At 63.5% G+C, this 21,830-nt stretch carries 19 protein-coding genes; 13 read left to right on the plus strand and 6 right to left on the minus strand.

Annotated features, from left to right (window positions below; genetic code table 11):
• Window positions 1-110: 110 nt before the first annotated feature.
• The gene (locus BI327_RS08550; protein ID WP_089025453.1) at window positions 111-293 is read right to left on the minus strand and encodes a hypothetical protein; all 183 of its coding nucleotides are present in this window, start codon (window positions 291-293) and stop codon (window positions 111-113) included.
• A gap of 601 nt (window positions 294-894) precedes the next feature.
• Window positions 895-1,263, minus strand: coding sequence for a helix-turn-helix domain-containing protein (locus tag BI327_RS08555; RefSeq protein ID WP_076859605.1), 369 nt, complete (start codon window positions 1,261-1,263; stop codon window positions 895-897).
• A 53-nt stretch (window positions 1,264-1,316) separates the two neighbouring features.
• On the opposite strand from BI327_RS08555, the gene BI327_RS08560 reads away from it, so the two are divergent.
• From BI327_RS08560 to BI327_RS08610, 13 genes are all read left to right on the plus strand, one after another.
• Window positions 1,317-1,664 (plus strand): LysR substrate-binding domain-containing protein, encoded by a 348-nt coding sequence (locus BI327_RS08560; RefSeq protein WP_076859607.1) that lies wholly within the window; start codon window positions 1,317-1,319, stop codon window positions 1,662-1,664.
• Between the two features lie 343 nt (window positions 1,665-2,007).
• Window positions 2,008-4,812, plus strand: a complete 2,805-nt coding sequence (locus BI327_RS08565; RefSeq protein ID WP_076859609.1) for a helix-turn-helix transcriptional regulator — start codon at window positions 2,008-2,010, stop codon at window positions 4,810-4,812.
• Between the two features lie 98 nt (window positions 4,813-4,910).
• Window positions 4,911-5,594 (plus strand): helix-turn-helix domain-containing protein, encoded by a 684-nt coding sequence (locus BI327_RS08570; protein WP_076859611.1) that lies wholly within the window; start codon window positions 4,911-4,913, stop codon window positions 5,592-5,594.
• A 164-nt stretch (window positions 5,595-5,758) separates the two neighbouring features.
• On the plus strand, window positions 5,759-6,073 hold the full coding sequence (locus tag BI327_RS43055) for a hypothetical protein (protein ID WP_245334753.1): 315 nt from the start codon (window positions 5,759-5,761) through the stop codon (window positions 6,071-6,073).
• A gap of 364 nt (window positions 6,074-6,437) precedes the next feature.
• A complete protein-coding gene (locus BI327_RS42235) occupies window positions 6,438-6,575 on the plus strand; it encodes a hypothetical protein (RefSeq protein ID WP_159450418.1) in 138 nt (45 codons plus the stop codon).
• 68 nt (window positions 6,576-6,643) lie between these two features.
• A complete protein-coding gene (locus BI327_RS08580) occupies window positions 6,644-7,645 on the plus strand; it encodes a helix-turn-helix domain-containing protein (RefSeq protein WP_083741988.1) in 1,002 nt (333 codons plus the stop codon).
• Between the two features lie 427 nt (window positions 7,646-8,072).
• Window positions 8,073-8,861, plus strand: a complete 789-nt coding sequence (locus BI327_RS41535) for an ATP-binding protein (protein ID WP_159450419.1) — start codon at window positions 8,073-8,075, stop codon at window positions 8,859-8,861.
• Complete coding sequence (locus tag BI327_RS42240; protein ID WP_159450420.1) at window positions 8,858-9,034, plus strand: hypothetical protein; 177 nt, start codon at window positions 8,858-8,860, stop codon at window positions 9,032-9,034. The genes BI327_RS41535 and BI327_RS42240 overlap by 4 nt, the downstream gene beginning before the upstream one ends.
• A complete protein-coding gene (locus BI327_RS08590; protein ID WP_076859615.1) occupies window positions 9,031-10,356 on the plus strand; it encodes an epoxide hydrolase family protein in 1,326 nt (441 codons plus the stop codon). Before BI327_RS42240 ends, BI327_RS08590 begins: the two co-directional genes overlap by 4 nt.
• 53 nt (window positions 10,357-10,409) lie before the next feature.
• Window positions 10,410-12,464 carry an FUSC family protein gene (locus BI327_RS08595; RefSeq protein ID WP_076860687.1) on the plus strand — a complete coding sequence of 685 codons (2,055 nt, stop codon included), beginning with the start codon at window positions 10,410-10,412 and terminating at the stop codon, window positions 12,462-12,464.
• On the plus strand, window positions 12,461-12,670 hold the full coding sequence (locus BI327_RS08600; protein ID WP_076859617.1) for a DUF1656 domain-containing protein: 210 nt from the start codon (window positions 12,461-12,463) through the stop codon (window positions 12,668-12,670). Before BI327_RS08595 ends, BI327_RS08600 begins: the two co-directional genes overlap by 4 nt.
• Window positions 12,667-13,644, plus strand: coding sequence for an efflux RND transporter periplasmic adaptor subunit (locus BI327_RS08605; protein WP_076859619.1), 978 nt, complete (start codon window positions 12,667-12,669; stop codon window positions 13,642-13,644). Before BI327_RS08600 ends, BI327_RS08605 begins: the two co-directional genes overlap by 4 nt.
• A 181-nt stretch (window positions 13,645-13,825) precedes the next feature.
• Window positions 13,826-14,584 (plus strand): sulfite exporter TauE/SafE family protein, encoded by a 759-nt coding sequence (locus BI327_RS08610; protein ID WP_076859621.1) that lies wholly within the window; start codon window positions 13,826-13,828, stop codon window positions 14,582-14,584.
• 300 nt (window positions 14,585-14,884) lie between these two features.
• Here the strand turns inward: BI327_RS08610 and BI327_RS08615 are convergent, their stop codons facing one another.
• The 4 genes from BI327_RS08615 to BI327_RS08635 all read right to left on the minus strand — a co-directional run bounded on the left by BI327_RS08615 (window position 14,885) and on the right by BI327_RS08635 (window position 21,799).
• Complete coding sequence (locus BI327_RS08615; protein WP_076859623.1) at window positions 14,885-16,654, minus strand: SEL1-like repeat protein; 1,770 nt, start codon at window positions 16,652-16,654, stop codon at window positions 14,885-14,887.
• A gap of 32 nt (window positions 16,655-16,686) precedes the next feature.
• Complete coding sequence (locus BI327_RS08620) at window positions 16,687-18,087, minus strand: HlyD family type I secretion periplasmic adaptor subunit (protein WP_076859625.1); 1,401 nt, start codon at window positions 18,085-18,087, stop codon at window positions 16,687-16,689.
• Complete coding sequence (locus tag BI327_RS08625; protein ID WP_245334754.1) at window positions 18,084-20,918, minus strand: peptidase domain-containing ABC transporter; 2,835 nt, start codon at window positions 20,916-20,918, stop codon at window positions 18,084-18,086. Before BI327_RS08625 ends, BI327_RS08620 begins: the two co-directional genes overlap by 4 nt.
• Before the next feature lie 122 nt (window positions 20,919-21,040).
• The gene (locus tag BI327_RS08635) at window positions 21,041-21,799 is read right to left on the minus strand and encodes a hypothetical protein (RefSeq protein WP_143271559.1); all 759 of its coding nucleotides are present in this window, start codon (window positions 21,797-21,799) and stop codon (window positions 21,041-21,043) included.
• Window positions 21,800-21,830 lie beyond the last annotated feature (31 nt).

A 21,830-nucleotide genomic window follows, 5' to 3' on the forward strand; every position in this document is an offset into this window, starting at 1 on the left:
GGCGCGGCGGCGCCCACCGTTGGCCGTCTCCCCAACGTAGGTTTGAGCCGTTAGTCCGAGGCGGATTGCGTTACCGTGCTGTTCCCCGACCGGAAGCGATCGCAGATGGGCTAGCTCGAGCCAAGCTCCATTTGATCTCTGCTGATTAACGTCTCGATGGCGAAGCGCTCCTCGGATAGACGTCGCTCGACGAAGCGCGTCTCGACGTCGTTCAGCTTGGTGCGCAGCAGTCCCCGATAGCGCTCAACATTTCGCTCATGCGTTCGCAAAAGTGCGATTTCGCGGTCTTGCATGTCCGCCTCCTCGGTCTCGGAAGTATGCATTTCGGCCGAGCTGCCCTAACGAGCGAGCTGCGAAACCAAACAGGTTCCTCAAGGAATAAGAACGCCAGGCATCGGCTGTGTGGACAGCGGTGCAAAGCTGCTCGGCTGGCCCCGGGCCATGGCTAGAACGGCCAGCACAACTGCCGCAACCGCTAAGGATTTCGCCATGATCGTGTTTCGTCAAAAAAATAAGTGACTGCAATTGTCGCAAACTGTAGCACTAGATTTGCGATGCTCATGTGAACCTACCTTTGGTCGTACAGAGGTGAACGGCTCCATCAGAGATTGGCGTCGGGGCTTGGCGTGATGATGAAGTAGGCAGCCCGAGGCCAGACAGCCCGCTGCCGGCGCGTCAGCTTCCCGCCACTCACGCCGATGAACTCTCCACAGCGTTGCCAGCAATTGTTCTACACATTCGGCAATCGCTCTCGCGCAGCCACGACTGGGATCCGCTAGATCATCACGGCGCCCCAGATCCAACTGGATGGAGCTGGAAGATGATCTGGAAAAACATCTTCAGTGCGCATGCAGCCGTACCGGCATCTGCGCGCTGGTCCGCCACGCCGCCAGATCAGTCAGCTTTTGCCGTCAAGCCGAAGAGAGCCCGCCTGACGTCGCTCAAAGACGTATCGTTTTGTCGCGATCCCACGTTCTTGCGATACCGGCCGGGCGCCACCCCGGTCGCTTGCTTGAATGCTCGGGCAAAGTTGGCGTGGCTGGAAAATCCAAGTGTCAACGTGATGTCGACCAGAGATCGATCAGCTTGCATCAACAATGCCTTCGCCCGCTCGAGACGTCTGCCGCTGACATAACGATGAGGCGATTGGCCAACGGCTAGTCTGAAGGCTCGCGCAAAGTGGAAGCGGCTCAGGCAGGCATTCGATGCCATGCGGTCAAGGCAGATGTTACCTTCCAGGTTTGCTTCAATGTAATCCAGCACACGATATAGTCTGCGCGGATCAAGTGCGCCTTTGACAGGAGAAGTAATGGATTGTGCCGCTGATCCGAGCCGGAACGTCGTTTCTCTTCGAGGACGCTTGGCCCATCTGGCTCAAAGCGGCGGGCGTCGAGTCTCTGCAGCCCGAGGTCGATCCGCTCACTTTCGAATATGCGCTGCCGGCAGTCGAGGCCGCCGCGTTTGGACTCGGCGTTGCGTTGGGGCGCTCACCGTTCGTCGACGACGATCTCAAAAGCGGGCGTCTGGTGCGTCCATTCGAGCAGTCCGTCGGGACGGGTCTCGCATACTACGTCGTATCGCCTCTCGAACTCGCCTCGCGACCGAAAGTGCGGATGTTCCGCAACTGGATACTCGATCAATTCAGTACCGTCGAAGTTCGATGAGCGTTTGAGCCTCGCGGTTCAAACAGCGGCTTCAGCGCTGTTGAGTGACGTCGATGATCGTCTGCGCGAACGGCCCGAAGAAACTGTCGGCTCAAAGCTTTGCCCGGCGTGCTGTCGCCTTGTCATTTGCTGCTGGCCTTGGGGGTCACGACGCTTATCTCGTGTGGTGAAGCATTGAGCGGACCGGGCGGCGATGCGATCGACGCTCCTCTCCCGAAATCGCAACCAGGGCGCGTGCCGCGTTGGCAGGCCCAAGCGCGCGGAAAAACCGCACCGCGATACCTATGTTCGCTATGCTAGGATACGCTCAAACGCCCTGCCGAAATCACTTAACCAGAGCGATATGGCCAAGCGACAGAGAAAGAGTGCGTCACCACAGGAAAAGAAGCGCGAAAGCGCCGCGCGACCAAGGGTGCCGTCCTTGCAGGGCCGCGAGCCCGAAATTGCTCTGATCGATCAGTTGCTCGACCGGATGGATCAAGGCGGGTCCGCCCTCGTCTTCAGCGGAGCGCCCGGCGTTGGAAAGTCGGCACTGCTGGAAGAAGCAAAGAGCCGGGCGCGCGACCGCGGCATCATCGTCCTGTCCATGGCCGGCGTGCTGGCAGAAGTGCATCTGGCGTTCGCCGGGCTCGAGCAGGCGCTGCGCCCGCTCATGAAACCGGTGAAGTCCCTGGTCTCCCACCAGCGATCCGCTTTGCTGAATGCGTTTGGCATGAGCGATGATGCGACGGAGGCCCCGGATGTCTGGCTGGTCGCGCTTGCGGCGCTGACACTCCTGACCGGAAGCGCTAGCCGGAAACCGATCCTGCTGGTGGCCGACGACGTCCAGTGGCTGGATGAGGCGACCCGGGAGGTGCTGTCGTTCGTTTCCAGGCGATTGAGCTCGGACTCCATCGTGCTGCTGCTGGCGGCACGCGAGGGCTTCGATTTTCCCTTTGGAGACGTCGACACGCTGCGGCACGTCATTCCGGCGCTTGATGATGCGGACGCTGCGCGCTTGCTTGATGTCCAGGCGCCCGGCCTTTCGAAGGAGTTGCGCAGCCGCTTCCTGCGCGAAGCATCCGGCAATCCGTTGGCACTGGTGGAGCTGCCGCGCGGGTCGCGTGCAGACGATGATCACGAGGCGACATGGCTGCCATTGACGCAGCGGCTTGAACGCACCTTCTCCAGCCGCCTGTCCGACCTTCCCGATGCCGCTCGCACGCTGCTGTACATCGCAGCCGAAAACGACGGAACTTCGCTCTACGAAATCATGCGGGCCGGCGAAGCGCTGCTCGGCCGGAGCATCGCAATCGATGCCTTCGCGCCGGCCATCGCGGTCAAGCTGATTGATCTCGATACAACGGAGGCTCGGTTTCGACACCCGCTGGTGCGATCCGCGATCCATCAGGCCGTCGACATCGCAACGCGCCAAAAGGTCCATGCCGCACTCGCTGACGTCATCGAGGATCAGGATCGCAGGCTTTGGCATCGGGCGACGGCGTCGATCGGCCCGGACGATGAACTGGCTACCGAGCACGATCTGATGGCCGCCCGCGCGTTGCGGCGCGGTGCGGTCGCGATGGCTATAGACGTCCTGCAAGTCGCGGCAAGGCTGAGCAGCACAATCAGCGCCAGGCGGGAGCGGCTACTGCAGGCCGCCGAACTGGCCGCCGATCTGGGGCGCCCGGAGTTGCTCGAGAAGCTGCTGCGCGGGGCCGAGGTAGACGGCACGGATCGGCTCAGCGCAGCCCGGGTCGGCTGGTGTCGCGAGATGAGCCAGTTTCTGATCGTCAGCGATCCCGGAAGGACCCCTACCCTGATCGCCCTTGCCGACCAGGCGCGCGCTGCAGGGGCTGGGGACCTCGCCGCGAACCTTCTGTGGCGGGCGGCCCAACGCTGCTGGTGGAGCAACGCAAGCAGCACCGTGTGCGGCAACGTCCTTGCCGCGACGAGCGAACTGGGATTGCCGGATGCCGATCCGCGCCGCATCGCGATATGCGGCTATGTCGAGCCGCTTCGACGCGGCGGCGAGATCTACGCCAGGCTCAAAGTGCTTTCCGAAGCGCGTGGCAGCGACCCCCATGTTGCGCGAGTCCTTGGAAGCACCGCGAACGTCGTCGGCGCGTTTGATCTGGGTGCGAGCTTTCTCGCCGAGTCCAGCGCAGAGCTGCGCAAGCAGGCACGGATCGGCAATCTGGCGCGCGTGCTGTTTGCGCAGGCCTGGGCCGAAATGGAAATCGGCGATTGGGTCGGGGCGAAGCGGGAAGCCGAGGAAGCGGTCCGCTTTGCCGAGGAGACCGGAAGCACCGTATGGACAGCTGCAGGCACGATCGTGAAGGCAAAGCTTGCGGGCATGCAGGGCGATCTGCGGCAGTCTGAAGCGCATGCGGCTCACGCAGAGCGCTTGATCCTGTCCATCGGCGCCAGTTTCTTGCTGGCGATGCTGCAATTGGCGCGCGGCATCGCCACCATCGGTGCCGGCCGGCATAGCGAGGCTTTCGAGCATCTGCGGCGGCTGTTTTCGCCTGCCGATCCGGCATTCAACGCCGGCCTGCAGTTTTTCGCGCTGGCCGATTTCGTCGAAGCGGCCGTCCAGACCGATCATGCGCAAGCCGCGCACCGCGTGATCGAGGAGATCGAGCGCGTCTCGGCGCCAAGGCCGGTGCCATGGGTCGCGACGATGCTGTCTTACGCCAAGGCACTGGTCGCCGCCAACGAGGATGCGGAGCAATCCTTCCTGCAGGGTCTCGGGCCGGCGGCGAAGAAATGGCCGTTCCTGCGGGCGCGCCTGCTGCTTGGCTATGGCGTTTGGCTGCGCCGGCAGCGCCGATCCGCCAATGCGCGCGCCCCTTTGCGCGAGGCCCGCGACATCTTCGACGCGCTCGGCGCCTCGCCCTGGAGCGAACGTGCGCGCGAGGAGCTGCGTGCATCCGGGGAAACGAGCCTGCGCCGGATCGAGCAAGTCTGGGAGAACCTCACGCCGCAGGAACTGCACATTGCGCAGCTCGCAGCACAGGGGCTTTCGAACAAGGTCATCGGAACCAGACTCTATCTGTCGCACCGGACCATCGGCTATCACCTGCACCGGGTGTTTTCCAAGACCGGGATCACGTCACGGTCCGGCTTGGCATCCATGCTCTCCATGGCGCAGAGCGGAGCGTCTTGACCCGACCTGTCACCGGACTGGTCATTTGACAGATACTGCGCAGGCCATCGGTCAGCTACCTCTCGGCGGGCAACCCGCAAGAGACGGTAGGAGGCCACGTGGCCAGCGCCAATACCAGCAATGCAAGAATCAGCACCGGGCGTGCGACCGAGGTCATTGACCGGGTCGTCACGTTCCGGGGCACGATCCGGTACCGCCCCACCCTGCCTGGGTGGGCGAGCCAATTCTCCGTCGGTAAGACCGGTCCTGATACCGCCGTCGGGACGGCATACGTTGGATCGCTGACCAGCAACATCGCGGCAACGCTGATGCCAACGTGGTCCTTTGCATCAGCCGCCCAATCTGTGAGCTCTCCCAGCGGAAGGGGGCTCGACCGCAGCAGATTTGCGCGCGTGCTGGCTTACGTCGAGTCCAATCTAGAGGGCGACATCTCGCTTGACCGCCTGGCATCGATCGCCTGTCTCAGCCGCTTTCACTTTGCCAGAGCGTTCAAGCAGTCCGTCGGACAATCACCGCATCGCTATGTGAACGCCAGGCGCCTTGGGCGCGCGAAAGCATTGCTGATCGAGGCCGATCGGCCATTGGTCGATATCGCGTTTGCGCTTGGATTCTCTAGCCAGGCCAACTTTGCTCGCGCATTCAAACAGGCGACGGGATTGGCGCCCGGCCAATTTCGCCGCGAGGCGCAGTCGCGGCAACGCGACCCATTGCTAGCGGATCAGGTACGCGCGCTCGGCTTCGACGCGAGGTCGCAAAGACCACTCCATCGCAGCAACAAGTGACAAAACGGCAGCGCGCCGGGCAAAGCCTGCGACCGGACATTCCCTATCCTGCCACCGCGTGAGCCGTTGAGGACGGCTCGCGCCTCACCGCTTGCGAAAGCAAGCCAGACAACGGCACCACCGTCGATGCATCCAACCGGAAGCCAGTAGCGAGGAATCAGGCCATGGCACGCACAGTTGCAGATCAATTCGCCGAGACTCTCACCGCGGCAGGCGTGAAGCGCATCTACGGCATCGTTGGCGACACAGCTCGGGTTGCCGGTGAAAGTCGTCGTCTTCAACAACGGCGCGCCCGACTTCATCGAGCTCTAGCAGAAGTCGACCGGCATCCTCGACTTCGGCACCGACTGAACAATCCGAACTTCGCCGCCATGGCGGAAGCCGCCGGCGTGTGCGGCATTCGTCTCGAGGATCCGGCGCCGCGGTGTCGGCCGCACCCCATGGTGATGAACCAGCGAATTCAAATCGACCCAGATTGACGACGTCGATAGCCACTATCGATCCAATCGGTTTGATCGATAGCGATAGCCTGACCATCTCCTCCGGCAAGGGTTCAACATTGATGCGGTCGTGATACGCCACCGCAAGAACCTGAAGGGATGGATCCTCAGCTTCGGACTCCGCGCCGCCGGGCCAGTGCGTGCTGGTGAAGGCGTTCGACCACTCCGTCAAAGCCATTGAGCAGCGCCACGGAGAGGCGGGATTGCTGCCGGCAGCAGAGCGATCAGAGGATTGCACCGAGATCAATGTTTCCATTGTACCGACTATTGCATCGGATCATACCTAGCTCACTGAACAGATTGCACCGCGCTAAACCCTGCGGGCCAGATGGAGGCGACTGAAATGGATTTGAATAATCTCGATACGTTCCTGGCATTCCTCGGAATGACCTTCGGACTGGTGTCAGCTCTGCCGAACCTCTTCTTCCAACCCAAGGCCGAGGCACACGGTGTGACAAGGCGGGGCTTGACCCGTGACTGATCGGCGCGCGGCCGCGCGTCGCGCGCGCGGACGATTCACACCGACGTCAGAGTAACGAGGACCGCTCCATGTCGACGGCCAGCGCACATCCCATCGCCGAGCGGCGACCAGAACCGCATCAGCATTGCGACTTCTGGCAGAGCCACGGACCGACGGACCTGCTGCTGTCTTCGTCCGATCGCGGCTGGTCAGGCCTGTCGGTCGAAGTGCGGGCGCACGGCAAGAGCGTGATCCCCTGGCGGGGGACGCAATCCGACACCGAAATCTGCGTCGATGTCAGCGGCAACGGATCGCTCGTCACGCGGCGAGCCACTGGAATCTCGGATCAAGCCGTCACCGGCCGCAACACGATCTGGCTCACCCCCGCCGGCTGGCACGAAGGTTCGGTCGATATCGGCGGCGACTTGCCCGAGATCGCGCATATCTATTTGCCGCCGAGCCAGTTCTCCCGCGCCAAGCTCGGCATCGAGGTCGACGCTTCGGCGCTCGGCACGCTGCGGTACGACCGCGCCTTTGAAGATCCGTTGCTCGGCGAGATGGCTCGCGCCATCGCGTCCGAACTGCGGACGGAAACCTCGGTCGGCAGATTGCTGGTGGAGTCGCTGGCGAGCAGCATGGCGGCGCGGCTGATTCAAAACTACATGACTAGCTCGACTGCACGGTCGGCCGCTCCCCTTGCAAGACAAGGGCTGGATCGGCGCAGACTGTTCCGCGTGCTGGACTACATCGATGCGAACCTGGAAGGCGACCTCTCGCTCGATCGCATGGCGTCGATAGCCTATCTCAGCCGATATCACTTTGCCCGTGCCTTCAGGCAGGCGGTCGGACAGCCTCCTCACCGTTACGTCGCGGCACGGCGCCTTCAGCGCGCAAGGGCCCTGCTGACCCAGAGCGACCGGCCCTTGATCGACATCGCGCTGGCGCTCGGCTTCTCCAGCCAGGCCAATTTCAACCGCGCATTCCGGCAAGCGACCGGAATGGCGCCAGGCCAGTACCGCCGCGCGCCGGTTTCACCACGGCCAGAGATGTCGCTGGCCGACATCAGGCAGGCTCTTCCGATCCTGGCGTGATGCGGCCTGGCCGCGCTCGCCGCGCGGCCTTCAGCAACGAATGAAAAAACCACGGCACGCCGGGCAAATCATTCGGCAGCACGCATCGATATTGTCTTTCGCAGCATGGAGCGAGACGCGCGGGCGGGCGCAGCGCGCGTTGCCGTCGAGTTCACGTGTTCAATCAGCAATGGAGACGAACTGCCATGAACCTGACCAATCTTCAAACGCTCGCGACGGTCCTCGGAGCCGTCTTCGCACTGGTGTCGCTGTATACCCGCCGGCTGTCTCAACCCGGTGCCCTTCGCAAGGCGCCGGCAGTCGCCCGACGTCGACAGCAAGCAATGACAAGATCACGGCAATCCGCGCAAAGCGGTCAGGGACCGGACACTCCATAAATCGAACCAAGCCGAGAACCCGACCCAGCCCCAACTACCAGGAGGCTCGCTTGCCCACTGTTGCACCTGTTCACGACTGCGAAGACCACACGCTGCTGCGCGCGCTGACGCACCGGATGCACGGCGACCTCGTTTCGTCGATCAATACAGTCTCTGCCGCCGCGCTCCGCGCGGACAATCCGGCCGTCAAGGTCGCGCTTGCGAGCGTCATCGAATTGCTCGAGCAGCAGGCCGGCGTTCATCGCGTGCTGGCAATGCCGGATCGCGACGGACTGGTCGACGCCGCCGAATCGATCCGCAAGCTCGCGCTCGGCCTGAGCCGGTCCTCGTTGGAGCCGGTTGGGATCCGTATTGCGCTGAATGCGGACAGCCTGCCGCTCGAAGCGGAGCGGTGTTGGCGCCTCGCTCTGGCTGTTCATGAGCTCGTGAGCAATGCCGCCCGGCACGCACATTTCGGCAGCCGGGATGGTGCGATCAAGATCAAGCTCTCACTGAGCGGGACAGTCGTCAATTGCATCGTCGCCGACAACGGTTCGCTCTCGGAGCGCCTGAAGCCGGCCCGCGGCTTGCAGATGGTCAACGACCTGGCCCGGAGCCTCGACGGCCGGATCGAATACGGCTTCGGAGCGCAGTTCTCGTCGTTCCTCGTCGTGTTTCCGCTCAGCGCGCGCGAACGGCGTGCCCACCAGATCGTCATGTCACGCCGCCTGCGGAGCGCCCGGAAAGTCATGCCGCCGCGACCGCGGCCGCAACCGGTACGCGCGCCCGCCGTTCCGGTGCCGGACGCAATACGAACCGACGTCTTCGCCGCTATTGAAAACGCCCTGGAGGCGACATGAAGGATCTCTTCAACATCGCAACGTTCGCCATCGGCGCGTTCGGCTTTGCACTGTTCGTGTCAAGCCTGCGCCCGGATGTGATCGGGCAAGATCGCTCAACGCGCCTAGCCAGTGCAGTCACCCGCCTCCTCATTCCAATCAAGGCCAGCAACGGAGCAGGAGAAAAACCATGACGACCCGCACGACCAATGAAACCATCGATCAGGGTCGCCGCCGGCTGTTGGGGACGGCCGCTATCGGCATTGCGGCGGCTGGCGCCGCCAACCTGCTGCCGTCCGGATTGCGGGGCGCGACCGCGAGCGAGGCCATTCGTCCTTTCCGCGTCGAAGTGCCGGAGGAGCAGCTCGTCGACCTCCGCCGCCGCATCGCCGCGACCCGGTGGCCCGACCGGGAAACGGTCGGCGATGATTCCCAGGGCGTGCAGCTCAAGACCATGCAGCAGCTCATGCAATACTGGCAGAGCAGCCACGATTGGCGAAACGCGGAGGCACGGCTCAATGCCCTGCCGCAGTTCATCACCGAGATCGACGGGCTCGACATTCATTTCATCCACATTCGCTCGAAGCATGCCGATGCATTGCCGATGATCGTCACACACGGCTGGCCCGGCTCGGTCATCGAGCAGATGAAGATCATCGAACCGCTCACCAATCCAACGGCGCATGGTGGGACCGCTGCAGACGCGTTCGACGTCGTCATCCCGTCGCTGCCGGGGCACGGCTTCTCCGGCAAGCCGACGGCGCCCGGCTGGACCCCAGTCCGCATCGCGCGGGCCTGGACCACCCTGATGCGGCGTCTCGGTTACAAGCAGTTCGTCGCGCAGGGCGGCGATTGGGGCAATGCGATCTCGGAGACGATGGCCTTGCAGGAGCCGGTCGAACTGCTCGGCATCCACACCAACATGGCGGCGACCGTTCCGAGCGACGTCTCGCGGGCATTGGCGTTCAACCAAGCGCCGCCGACTAAGCTCACGGCCGACGAGCATCGCGCGTGGGACCAGCTGCGCTACTTCTACGACAAGGGCCTGGGCTACGCCAACGAGATGTCCAATCGCCCGCAAACCTTGTACGCGCTGGTCGATTCGCCGGCTGGGCTGGCCGCCTGGATGCTCGATCACGACGCCCGCAGCCAGGCGATGATTGCCCGCGTCTTCGACGGCAAGACCGAAGGGTTGACGCGTGACGACGTGCTCGACAACGTCACGCTCTACTGGCTGACCAACACCGCGATCTCCTCGGCGCGGCTCTACTGGGACACCCACCAGGTTTCGACCGGCGGCTTCTTCGACGTGCGCGGCGTCACCATTCCGGTCGCCGTGAGCGCGTTCCCCGACGAGATCTACACGGCGCCGCGGACCTGGTCGGAGAAGGCCTATCCGAGGCTGATCCACTACAACAAACTCGCCAAGGGTGGCCACTTCGCGGCGTGGGAGCAGCCCGCGCTGTTTGTCGCCGAAATGCGCACCGCGTTCCGCCCGCTTCGCAACGCCCCATAGAACAATCGGCGGTGCGCGCAGATGTGCACGCCGCCATTCCCGTCGGCTATGCAATGAACCATCCTTCCTCATTCTGGGACCGGCATGCCGCCGCGATCTTCGCGGTGCGGACGTTTGCGGCGGCCATGTTGGCGCTTGCGATTGCACTGCTGCTCGACATGCCCCGTCCCTACTGGGCGATGGCGTCGGTCTACATCACCTCCAACCAGCTGACCGGGGCGACGTCGTCGAAGGCGGTCTATCGCATGCTGGGAACGCTGATCGGCGCCGCCGGCACGATCATGCTGATCCCGAATCTCGTCGACGCGCCCGAACTACTCAGCCTTGCGATGGCGTTGTGGGTCGGCGTCTGCCTGTATATCTCACTGATCGACGGCACGCCGCGCGGCTACGTGTTTCTGCTGTCCGGCTACACGATCGGTCTGCTCGGTTTCCCGATCCTTGCTACTCCCGAATCGACCTTCGACATCGTCACGGCCCGCGTGCAGGAGATCATGCTCGGCATCGTCTGCGCGGGCATCGTGTCAAAGCTCGTGCTGCCACGCACTGTCGGCTCTACCATTGCCGAACGCGCCGAGGCTTGGCTCGTCAGCACACGCCGGCTCGCCGCTGATATCCTGATCGGCCAGGGCAGCGACGCGGAGCACGACGATGAACGCATGCGCCTCGCTGCCGCGGCCTCCGAGATCGACCAGCTGAGCGGGCATCTCGGTTACGAGACCGCGACGTCGGCGAATACTGCACGCGGCCTGCAGCGCCTCCGTCTGCATATGCTGCTGTTGCTGCCGCTGCTCGCATCGCTCGAAGAAAGACGCGCTGCGATCGCTACGTCGGACGGCGCGGCAGCAAACCTCAAAAGCATCAGCGCCGCAGCGGCGCGCTGGCTTGATGCCGGGCGCGAAGACGGTCGGGAAGACGACGCGCTGCGTGCGGAAATCGACCAGGTGCGGCCGGCACTTGGCACGGACACGAGCTGGAGCGAGATCGCGGTCGCGAGCTACGTGGTCGAGCTGCGCCGCCTCGTGGACATCATGCAGGATTGCCGGATGCTACGCGATGCGATCGCAGATGGCCGCGACCCGGACACGCTTGCCCTTGCCGTGATGCCCGACACTCCGCAGGGTGCTGCCTCGCACAGCGATCACGGGCTTGCACTGTGGGCCGCCGCGGCAACCGCGCTTTCGGTCCTTGCCTGCTGCGCGTTCTGGATCGCCACCGGCTGGACCGATGGCGCATCCGCAGCGCTGTTTGCCGGTCTGATCGGCTCGTTTCTCGCCGCCCTTGACGAGCCGCTGCCGGCGTTTCGCAATTTCTGCGTCGTGATCCTGATTGTCATTGCGGTCAACGGCATCTACACGTTCGGCGTATTGCCGCGGGTCACGACGTTCGAGATGCTGGTCGTCGCCCTCGCGCCGGCGTTCCTGCTGTTCGGCTGGATGGCGGCGCGGCCGGCGACCAGCCGCGCCGGGACCTGGTTCGCGATCTTCACCTCGGTGCAACTGGCGCTGCAATCGGCCTACACAGCGGACTTCACCTCGTTCGCCAATTCCAGCGTGTCGCTCATGGTGGGCGTTGCGATCACGGCCGTGACATGCGGGATCGTTCGCACGCTTGGCGCAGCCTGGATCGCAGGCCGGCTGGTGCGGAGCAACTGGCGTACGCTCGCCGAGGTCGCCGGGCGCAATTCGAAGCAGGACCGCGCCGCGGTCGGCAGTCTCATGCAGCATCGTCTCGCCCTGCTCGCCGCGCGCATCACCGTGGTTCCCGCAGAGGCCAGACGCGATGCCGCCAATCTCCGCCAGTTGAGGACGGCGTTGAGCATCATCGACCTCCGGCGGGTGAGCCTTCGCCTGTCACGCACGGCAATGGCAGCGATCGATGAACTTCTCGCCCGTCTTGCGTCGATTTGCCGGAGCCATACGGCCGGGCGGCTGCCGGACGGGTTGGTCGACCACCTCGACGGCACGATCGCATTGACGCTGCGGGAGCCCCCAAGCGAGGAACGCAACGAAGCCCTCATCGGCCTCGCCGGCATTCGGGCCGGACTGTTCCCCGGCGCCGCGTCCTATCAACCGCACGAACCAGACCAAGGAGGAGTTGCCGCATGAGATACGAACTCGACTTGTTCGGCGTGATTGTTCCGAGCCTCCTGCTCTGGTGCATCGTCGCCTACGTGCTCACGCGCGCGGCCAGCAAGGCATTCGCGCGCGCCCGGCTCTACCGCCGCGTCTGGCACGCCGCGTTGTTCGATTTCGCGGTCTTCGTTTGTCTGCTCACGAGCTTCGTCTTCATCTCCAGGGAGTTGGTGTCATGAAATCCGTTCTCGGCGCGCTGCGCCGCGTCTCGCTCACTGCGCTGATGGTTCTGGTCGCGGCCTGGGCCGGCTACAAGCTGTGGGACTACTACATGAACGAGCCCTGGACACGCGACGGTCACGTCCGCGCCGATGTGGTCCCGGTCGCTCCCGACGTCTCGGGCTTCGTCACCGAGGTGCTGGTCAGGGACAACCAGCAGGTTCACCGCGGCGACGTGCTGTTCCGGATCGATCGGGCCCGCTACGAGATCGCGCTGAAGCAGGCCGAGGCTGTGCTGCTAGGCAAGAAGGCCCAGCTCGAGGAGGCCAACGCCGACCTGAAGCGCTACAGCGCGCTGACGCCCGATGTCGTCGTCTCCAAGCAGCGGCTGGACCAGGTGGTCGCCACGCAGGGCTCGGCACAGGCCGCCACCGACCAGGCCGTCGCGGACCTCAATCTGGCCAAGCTCAATCTCGAACGCAGCGAGGTGCGTGCCTCCGTCAGCGGCGTCGTCACCAACAGCGAGCTGCGACCCGGGACCTATCTCACCCCCGGCAAGGGCGTCATGGCGCTGCTCGATTCCGATACGCTGCGCGTCGAAGGGTATTTCGAGGAGACCAAGCTGGCCCGCATCCATCTCGGCGATCCGGTGAGCGTGCGGCTGCTCGGTGCCGACCGCACACTGCGCGGAACGGTGAGTAGCATCGAGGCCGGCATCGAGGACCGCGATCGCAGCGAAGGCGTCAACTTGCTCGCCAACGTCAATCCAACCTTCAACTGGGTGCGGCTGGCGCAACGCGTTCCGGTCCGCATCGCACTCGATCCCACCGCACGAAGCGAACTCGTCGCCGGAGCCACCGCGACCGTCGAGGTGCTCGGATCGCCGCGGAAAGGCGACCCGCACGTCGCCCAGGACCAGGCCAATGCCTCGCCGCGGCGGGTATGCCGATTGGAGCAAGCCGCAGCGTTCGAGCCCTCGTCGCCGTGCAACTGAGGCCCAGCGGCGAGGCTGCGCTGACGAATCCGGCGCAGTCGACATTATTGTACCGAGTTCAATGTTTTAATTGCACTGAACCAATGATCGGAGCATTTTGACTGCATCACTGGATTGCACGCCGCAATCGACCCACGCGCAGATGCGCGGGTGGGAGCGTGGTTCTTATGGAGAGACGAACATGGAACTGACGGTCACCACGGTCCTGATCGCCTTCGCCGGCGTCTTCCTGATCTGCTTCATGAAGGGCGCCTTCGGCGGCGGCTTCTCCATAGTCGGCATTCCGCTGCTGTCGTTCGTGATGGACCCGGTGACGGCCGGCGGCCTGCTCGCGCCCCTGTTCATCGCGATGGATTTGTTCGCGCTGCGCTACTGGAAGCCCTCGACCTGGTCGAAGCCCGATCTTCTTCTGCTGCTACCCGGGCTCCTGATCGGCATCGCCGTCGGCTATCTGCTGTTTCGGGTGATGGACCACCGCGCGGTCGCGATTGTGATGGCGGTCATCACCTTGATCTTCGTCGGCCTGTGGTTGATCGGAGGCTCCGAGGTGAAGATCCGCCCGCGGTCGTCGCCCAAGGCGGCGGCGGCCGGTTTCGCCTCCGGGATCACCACCATGGTCGCGCATTCCGGCGGACCGCCGCTTGCGATGTATCTGCTGCCGCTCGGGCTCACCAAGGAAGTCTATGCCGGCACGACCAGCCTGTTTTTCACGGTCGGCAACGCGACCAAAGCGGTGCCGTGGCTGCTGCTGGTGAAGCCTGCGGGCAGCGTCTGGATCGTGATGGCGATTTGCCTGCTCGCCATCCCCGCCGGGGTCTGGCTCGGTTGGCGGCTTCATGGACGATTGGACCAGCGGCAGATCTATCGGGCGTGCTACGCACTGCTGGTTGTGACGGCCGTGAAGTTACTGTGGGACGGCGTTTCCGGCTATCTCGCGTGAAATGGCTACGCTCGTTTCTCATATCGTCGACTCTGAGGAACTCAGGTCAGAAGTGGGTTCAGAGATATTGGCCAAAGCTGGAGCTCTTGCTAGGGCTATGCGCGAGCCTCGACGCCGTCATCTCCTCCCTCATTTATGTAGCATGGACGCCCTGCCCGTCCAGACAAGCTTCGTCGACGGAACGTCCCTCCTCCGCACGATATTGATATTGTTGCGCTCTGCGGCGATTGGCTGGAAAGCCACGGTTGGATTCCACGATAACTGCTTCGATCGTTGGAAGCAGCTTCTGTGTCAGCACTGTTAGACTGCGATCTTCGAAACAGTCGCCGAGAGCTCAGCGAGCTCAGTTTCAGCCTCTACGATCCCCTGCTCGACGGCACTCTCTAGCCAGTACTGCGCCTCGCGGAGTTTCTGTGGTTCCACGATCCCGCTCCGTAGATAACGTCCGAGCATGAGTTGCGCGTGGCCGTGGCCCCGCTCGGCAGCGACGCGAAACCAGCGCTCGGCAACGGCGCGATCAGCCGCGATGCCATGGCCTCCACTGTAGATCGCGCCCAACGCGAACATTGCGCCGGTATGTTCCTTGGCGGCGGCCTGTTCGCACAGCTTGACCGCCTTTGCGATATCCGCCGAGCCGCCGCGGCCGTTGACCAGCATCTCGGCCAAGGCTGCCTGACTGTCCGCATGGCCGGCCTCGGCTGCGCGCGCAAACCATTCGCGTGCGGCCCTGGGGTCCGCCTGAACGCCGCGACCTTCGCTGAGCAATCGGCCAAGCATGTACTGGGCTTCGGGTAAGCCCTCCGCCGCGCGTCGCAGCCAGATTGCTGCCTGCCGCTCATCCGGCTTCTCGCCGACGCCTTGCAACAGGCAGACTCCAAGATTGAAGGCTGCGACGAGGTCGCCACTTGTTGCAGTTTTCCTGAACCAATCCGCCACCGGCGGTCGCTCACCGGGCAAATTGGCGCCCTTAAGCAGTTCCTGCGCCAGCGTGACTTGTGCATTCGTGTCTCCGGCATCGGCCGCCACACGCAGCCATCTTGCGGCTTCCTCGGAATCTGTCGGCACACCTGCTCCCGTCATATAGAACGAGCTTAGGGACCGCGCTGCGGATGCACTGCCGGCCTCGGCGGCGCGCCGGTACCAGCCAGCGGCCTCCACATAGTTCGGCGGCAATGTTCCACCCTTGGTGCAGAGATCACCGATCATCTCGGCCGCGCGCGGATTCCCGGCAAGGGCTGCACGTCTCAACCATGATTCTCCAAGCACCGGATCCGGAGTGACGAATTTACCTTCAATCAGGGCGGCCCCCCATCTCGTCTGAGCTTCGCGGTGGCCGAGCTCTGCCGCCTTTTGATAAAAGTTGACGGCGCTCGCCGGATCCTTCTCGACGCCGGAGCCCTCTTCGGTGAGAACACCGAGCATATGGACGGCGCTCGGAATGTCGGCGGCAGCGGCAGCGCGAATGTGCTCGGCGATTTCCGCCCTGCGTTCCGACAGGACTGTGTCACCAGCGAGTGCCAGTGCGTAGCCAAGATGACCTTGCGCGCAGCGACCCGAAGCCGACCGCAGATAGTAATCTCTTGCTTCGTCGGGATTGCGCAGGTGGTCAGGACCGTAGGTCAGGACATAGCCAAGCAACGCCTGTCCTTCGGCAGAGCCGGCTTGTGCCGCCATACGCGCCCATTTGTGCGCAGCTTCGAAATCGGGGGCGGCGCTGGCAGCGTTGGTTGCGGCGCCGGAAAAGAGCCGCGCCGCTCCTTCGCCGGCACCCGCCCCGGGAGCAGCCACCAGCCCTTGCAGGAGGAGTGCAGCCAGCAGGCATTGGGCTTCGGCATTGCCATGCGAGGCCGCCTGCTCCAGCCAGCGCACCGCCTCGCTTTGGCTATACGGAACGCCTTCGCCCCGCAGGTAGAGTCGGCCGATCTGATACGCGGCCTCCGGCGCCCCCCCTTGCGCCGCCTGTGCCAGCAGGGGCACAGCCTCAGCGAACTGCTCCTTATCAAGCAACGCAAGACCGCGGCGCAGCGCGGCCGCTGGCGACGCTTTGCCGATCAGTCGATCAAAGAGCATGTTGCAACCGCTTCTGTCGCGGACTTCTCATTCTAGGGCTCCCGCATCGCTTCCTGGGTCACTGGCAGCACCAATCCAAGCAGATACTTCAGCACGGTACGCTGTCCGACCTTGATGTCAGCGGTCACAGGCATGCCGGGCACCAGCTTGAAGCCGGCGGGCACGTCGTGCAGCGCCATACGATCGAGGCTGATCCGGCCGCGATAGAACGGCTCCGTCGTGGCGGCTGCGGGAATTGCGTTCGTCGGATTGCGCGCCTCGGCCTGGGCATTGAAGGCGTCGGGGCTCACCACACGGACGGTCCCTTCCGCCATTCCATATTGCGAATAGGGGAAGGTGTCGAACTTGACCGCGACCGGATCATTGACGTGAACAAAACCGTTGTCGCGGCCGGGGATGTTGGCTTCCACCTCGAGCGGCGCATCGGCCGGCACCAGGGTGATGAATTGCTGTCCCGACTGCATCACCGAGCCGACCGAAACCCTCGCGACCGCCTGAACGATCGCATCCACATTGCTGCGCAATTCGACCAGCTTTCGCCTCAGCCTTGCCTTGGCGACAAGCTCGCGAGTATTGGCCGCCTTGACCGCACTCTCCTGCAGCTTCTGCGACGCCTCGGCCTTCCAGCCGCGGATGAAACCGTCCCGTTCGGAAGCGAGCGCCGATTGGTCGCGCTTGGCGCCCTCGCCGGTCGCAACCGCATTGGCCAGCGCGCGCTCCATTTCCACCCGGGTATCCTTGGCGATCAATGAGTTCAGCCGGCTGCCGGTCTGGGTGGCCTCCAGCTTCCTGCGCATATCCTCGATGCTCTGGGCGACGTCGAGACGCTCGCGATAGCCGGCCGCGTCCGAGTTTGATCGGGCGATGACGGAATCGAGCTCCTTCAGCTTCTGATCGTAGTTCTGCAGTTTCAGATCGAACTGCGCATGACGATGCTCGAAAATTGAGGCCTGCAACATCCAATGCGGATCGCTGCCGTCATTTTTGAAGGCTTGACCATCGGCCTCGGCGCGCAACCGCGCGACTTCCGCGTCCAGGCTGTTGGCCTGATCCTCCAGCGCGACGAGATCGGCTTCCGCAAACGTCGGGTCGAGCCGGGCAAGCACGTCACCGGCGTGCACGCGTTGTCCCTCTCGCACGTCGATCGACCGAACAATTGCGGTCTCGAGCGGCTGTACCAGGATCGTGGGGGCCTGAGAGACCACGATCCCTCGCGCGGAGACCACTTGATCCACCGGCAACACCGCCGCAGTCACGATCAGCGCGACCACCATGCTCGCCACGATCCAGACCATGTGCTGGGCCGAGCGTGGGATCGGAGCGTTGGTAATGGCCGTCGAGGGTTGCTGGAACTCGAGAATGATCGGCAACGTCGGATCGCTTTTCCTCGCGCCGAACAGAGTTGGCAATGAGGGGGTTTGGACCTCGCTCATGCTTCCGGCGCTCCCGTCACCAATCGCGGAGCTGCGCTGGGCCTTGGCGCTACACCGTGACGATTCTGCTGATTCCAGAGCTGGCGATAGATCGCACAGCGCTCCACCAGGACCTCATGCTTGCCGCAATCGACGATGCCGCCCTGCTCCAGCACCAGGATCTGATCGCAATCGACCAGCGAGGAAAGCCGATGCGAGACGATGATCATCGTTCGGCCGTTCGCGATCCGCTCCAGGTTGCCGGTCACGACGGCTTCACTTTCCGGATCAAGCGCGCTGGTGGCCTCATCCAGAATCAAGATGCGCGGGTCGATGATCAGTGCTCGCGCGATGGCGAGTCGTTGACGCTGACCGCCTGACAGATTGGGCGATCCTTCTTCGATGTAGGTTTCGAAGCCATTCGGCATGCGCTCGATGAACTCTTCTGCGCCGGCGAGCCGCGCAGCGTACACGGCATCGGACAGCGTCAGGCCGGGACGTCCCGCGATGACGTTGTCGCGGATCGAACCGCGAAACAGAAAGTTCTCCTGCAGTACGACGCCCAGGCTCTGCCGCAAATGGCGCAGATCGACGTCACGCAAGTCGACGCCGTCGATCTTCACAAAGCCCTTGTAGTCTCGATTGATCCCCTGCAGCAGCCGGGTAATCGTCGACTTGCCGGAGCCGCTGCGTCCGACAATTCCGAGGGTCGTTCCAGCAGGCACCGAGAAGCTGACGCGATCCAACGCCGGGACGGTTGTGTTGCTGTATGTGAAGGTAACGTCCTGGAACGAGATTTCACCCGCGAATTTTGGCCGCAAACCGGCGGATCGCGCGTTGCTCTCGGCGGGCCGGTTGAGCACTGAAGCCGCCTCGCCGATCGCCGCGCCGATCTCCTCATATTCCTCGATCAGTCGCGCCAGTCCGACCAGCGGTTGCGCAGCCCGACCAGAGAGCATGAAGAAGGCGAACAGGCCTCCGACCATGTAGCCGGATGGATCGTTCATGGCGATGTAGGCACCTAGCATCACGGTGCCGATCACCATGATCCGCTCGATCGGTGTGACCAGCGTTTGCGGCCAGTTCGACAGTTTGCTGAATGCAAGCTGCCATTTGCCGGCCTCGGCGATCCGCTCGTCCCACAACGACCGACGCTGCGGTTCCAGTGCCAGCGCCTTCACGGTCTTGATCCCGACGATGGTTTCACCGAGCGTGGCCGATTTCCAGGTCTCCGCCGTGGTCACCCGATTGTACATTTCGCGCATCGGCTTGAGGTAAGCGAGAATCACCAACAGGATGGCGATGGCGCAACCGAGCACGATGCTCGCCAAAATCGGACTGAGATAGAACAGGAACGGCAGCAGCACGCAGAGCGTGATCAAATCGAGGAATGTGGTCAGCAGACGCCCTGTGAGGAACTGCCGTACCTTGTAGACCTGGGCGATGCGAAACATGGTTTCGCCCGCCGGATGCCTCTCAAAATAGTCGAGTGGCAAGCGCAACAGGCGATTGAAGACGTGCAGATTGAGCCTCGCGTCGAGCCGTGCACCGACCACCGCGATAATCAGGCGACGGGCGTGACCCAGGACCGCCTCGTACACCACGACCACCGCCATTACGACGGCCAGCAGGATCAACGTGGAGATGCTGTGGAACTGCAGCACCTTGTTCACCATGGTCATCACGAGAAGCGGCGGGAAAATCGTAAGGAGACTGATGGTGACGGAGGCAATCCCGATGTCGCGCAGCGACCGATGTTCCTGGAGCACCAGGCTCGCCAGCCAGCGCAAGCTGAACGGTGCATCCGCCGCTATCCGTCCTCGGTTGGCGCGCACCAGGATCGCTTCGCCGTCCCAGACCTGCGCGAGGCGCAACTCGTCGACCGCGACGGGTTGCGCCTCCAGCGGCGCGTTCAGGTCTTGCATCATGATGACGTGTTGTTCGGCGCTGACGCCAACCATCAGCCCCGCACTGCCATCCTTGAACAGCAGGATCACCGGCTCGGCGTCGCTCATGCGCATCAAGTTGCGCCAGCCGATACGAACGGCGCGCGACCATAGCCCGGCGTTTTGCGCCCACTCCGACATCGCCGCGGCTGAAGGAAGCGATTGCGACGCGTCACCTCTGAATTCGTTGACGTCGAGTTCCACACCGTGATGGCGCGCCACCCGGATCACGGCCTGCAGCCGGATTTGACGTTGGGGGTTCGCGATATCGACGACATCGCCGTTTGCAATGTCGGGCCTGAAGTTCCGGAGTTGCGCCGCACTGTCGGAGCCGCTCTGTCCCGAAGATTTGCTCCCAGCCCGGTCTCTCCCGGCAAACCAGGAGGCGAGCCAATCGGAGCGGAGTTCGACGCGCGAGAGCGACGTAACCATCCGCTGTTTGGCAGACACCGCTGCTTCACTCAGTTGCACGCGCGCACCGACGGCCGAGCGAACAAGTCGGCCTCCGATCTTGCGTAGCATGTCGGGGCGCCCTTCCGGGCTCGGCCGGCGCCGCCGCGTCCGCTCGCGGGCTTCTCGCCGGGCCTCGACAGCGCGAGAGTCCGGCAAGACCATGGTCGCTGCGTTGGACTGAGGCTCTCGCCGGCCGAACGACACCGCAAGTGCGCGCGCGTTAGCCTCGACCTGGCAGACCGCGTCGTCAAACGTATGAATTTCTACTTTGGCTTCGGCGAGCGTGAGGTCCTTCCGCTCGTTCAGACCATTGATGAGCAACGACCGGCCACGATCATAGAGGTCACGCCGCCCCGCTTCATCGCCAGGGCTCAAGCCGGCGATGGCTTTTTGCAGCAGACGAACAAACTTGTTTTCGCCTGCCTGGTCGTTTCCACTACCCGGGGCGGCCAAAATAAATCTCCAATAAAATACTCCGCAGTTTTTCACTACGCCTCTGTAAAATCAACGTTTTTGCGGCGGCTCTTTCATTGAACTGCAGTGCATGGTTTACGTCACGGTTCGGATCGCGCGCATCAGGCTAGCCGGAGCAATTGTTGCAGCCGTGGCGGCAATTCCCCGCTCGCGCCAATCTCGGCGCAGCTTTGCTTCCAGCGCGCGACATAAGCCTCGATCGGCAGCGAGGTTCGTTCCGGCCAGCGATTGAGCGCGGCGAGATCCTCGACACATGACGGACCGGCTTCATAGACGGCAAGGATGCCGAGGATCGCGGGCCCCCGCGGAACGGAACGGCCCGCTTCCATCTGCGCTCGAGTAGCTTGGAACCACGACGCGGCATCATCAGGCGAACCGGCCGCGCCATCGGATCTGCTGGCCTGAAGCAGGTCGGCGCGGTATTGCCGGATCGCGCCGGCAAACGCCTGGTCGCCGGCAAACGGGGGCGATTGCTCCCAGCTCTCGGCGAGCAGCCGCAGCCCACGAATGGAGAAGGTCTCGACCAGGGCTTCCTCCAGCCATTGCGTCGGCGGTTGCGGTTTCGCCGAGAACTGCCAGCTGTTGGCGAGGACATGCCCGAGCTCGTGGCCGAATTGATAGGCGAGCTTGCACCAATCGGCTGGTCCGACGTTCAGGATGATCGAAGCCGTTTCCGGCTGATCGCGATGCAGCCAGATGGCCGGGGGGCCCTGATGATGGTTTTCGATCGACAGCTTTGCAGGCTGACGATCGGACAACAGGCGAAGCTTGGAGAAATTGACCGCCCTCACCCGCGACAGCACCCGCAGTGCCGCATCGCCATAGTCCCAATCCCCCTGCAACTTGATCGGTGCGGTCAACAGATCGCCCGTGCTTGCGCGCGCGGGCAAC

Source organism: Bradyrhizobium mercantei (assembly GCF_001982635.1).
Classification (GTDB): domain Bacteria; phylum Pseudomonadota; class Alphaproteobacteria; order Rhizobiales; family Xanthobacteraceae; genus Bradyrhizobium; species Bradyrhizobium mercantei.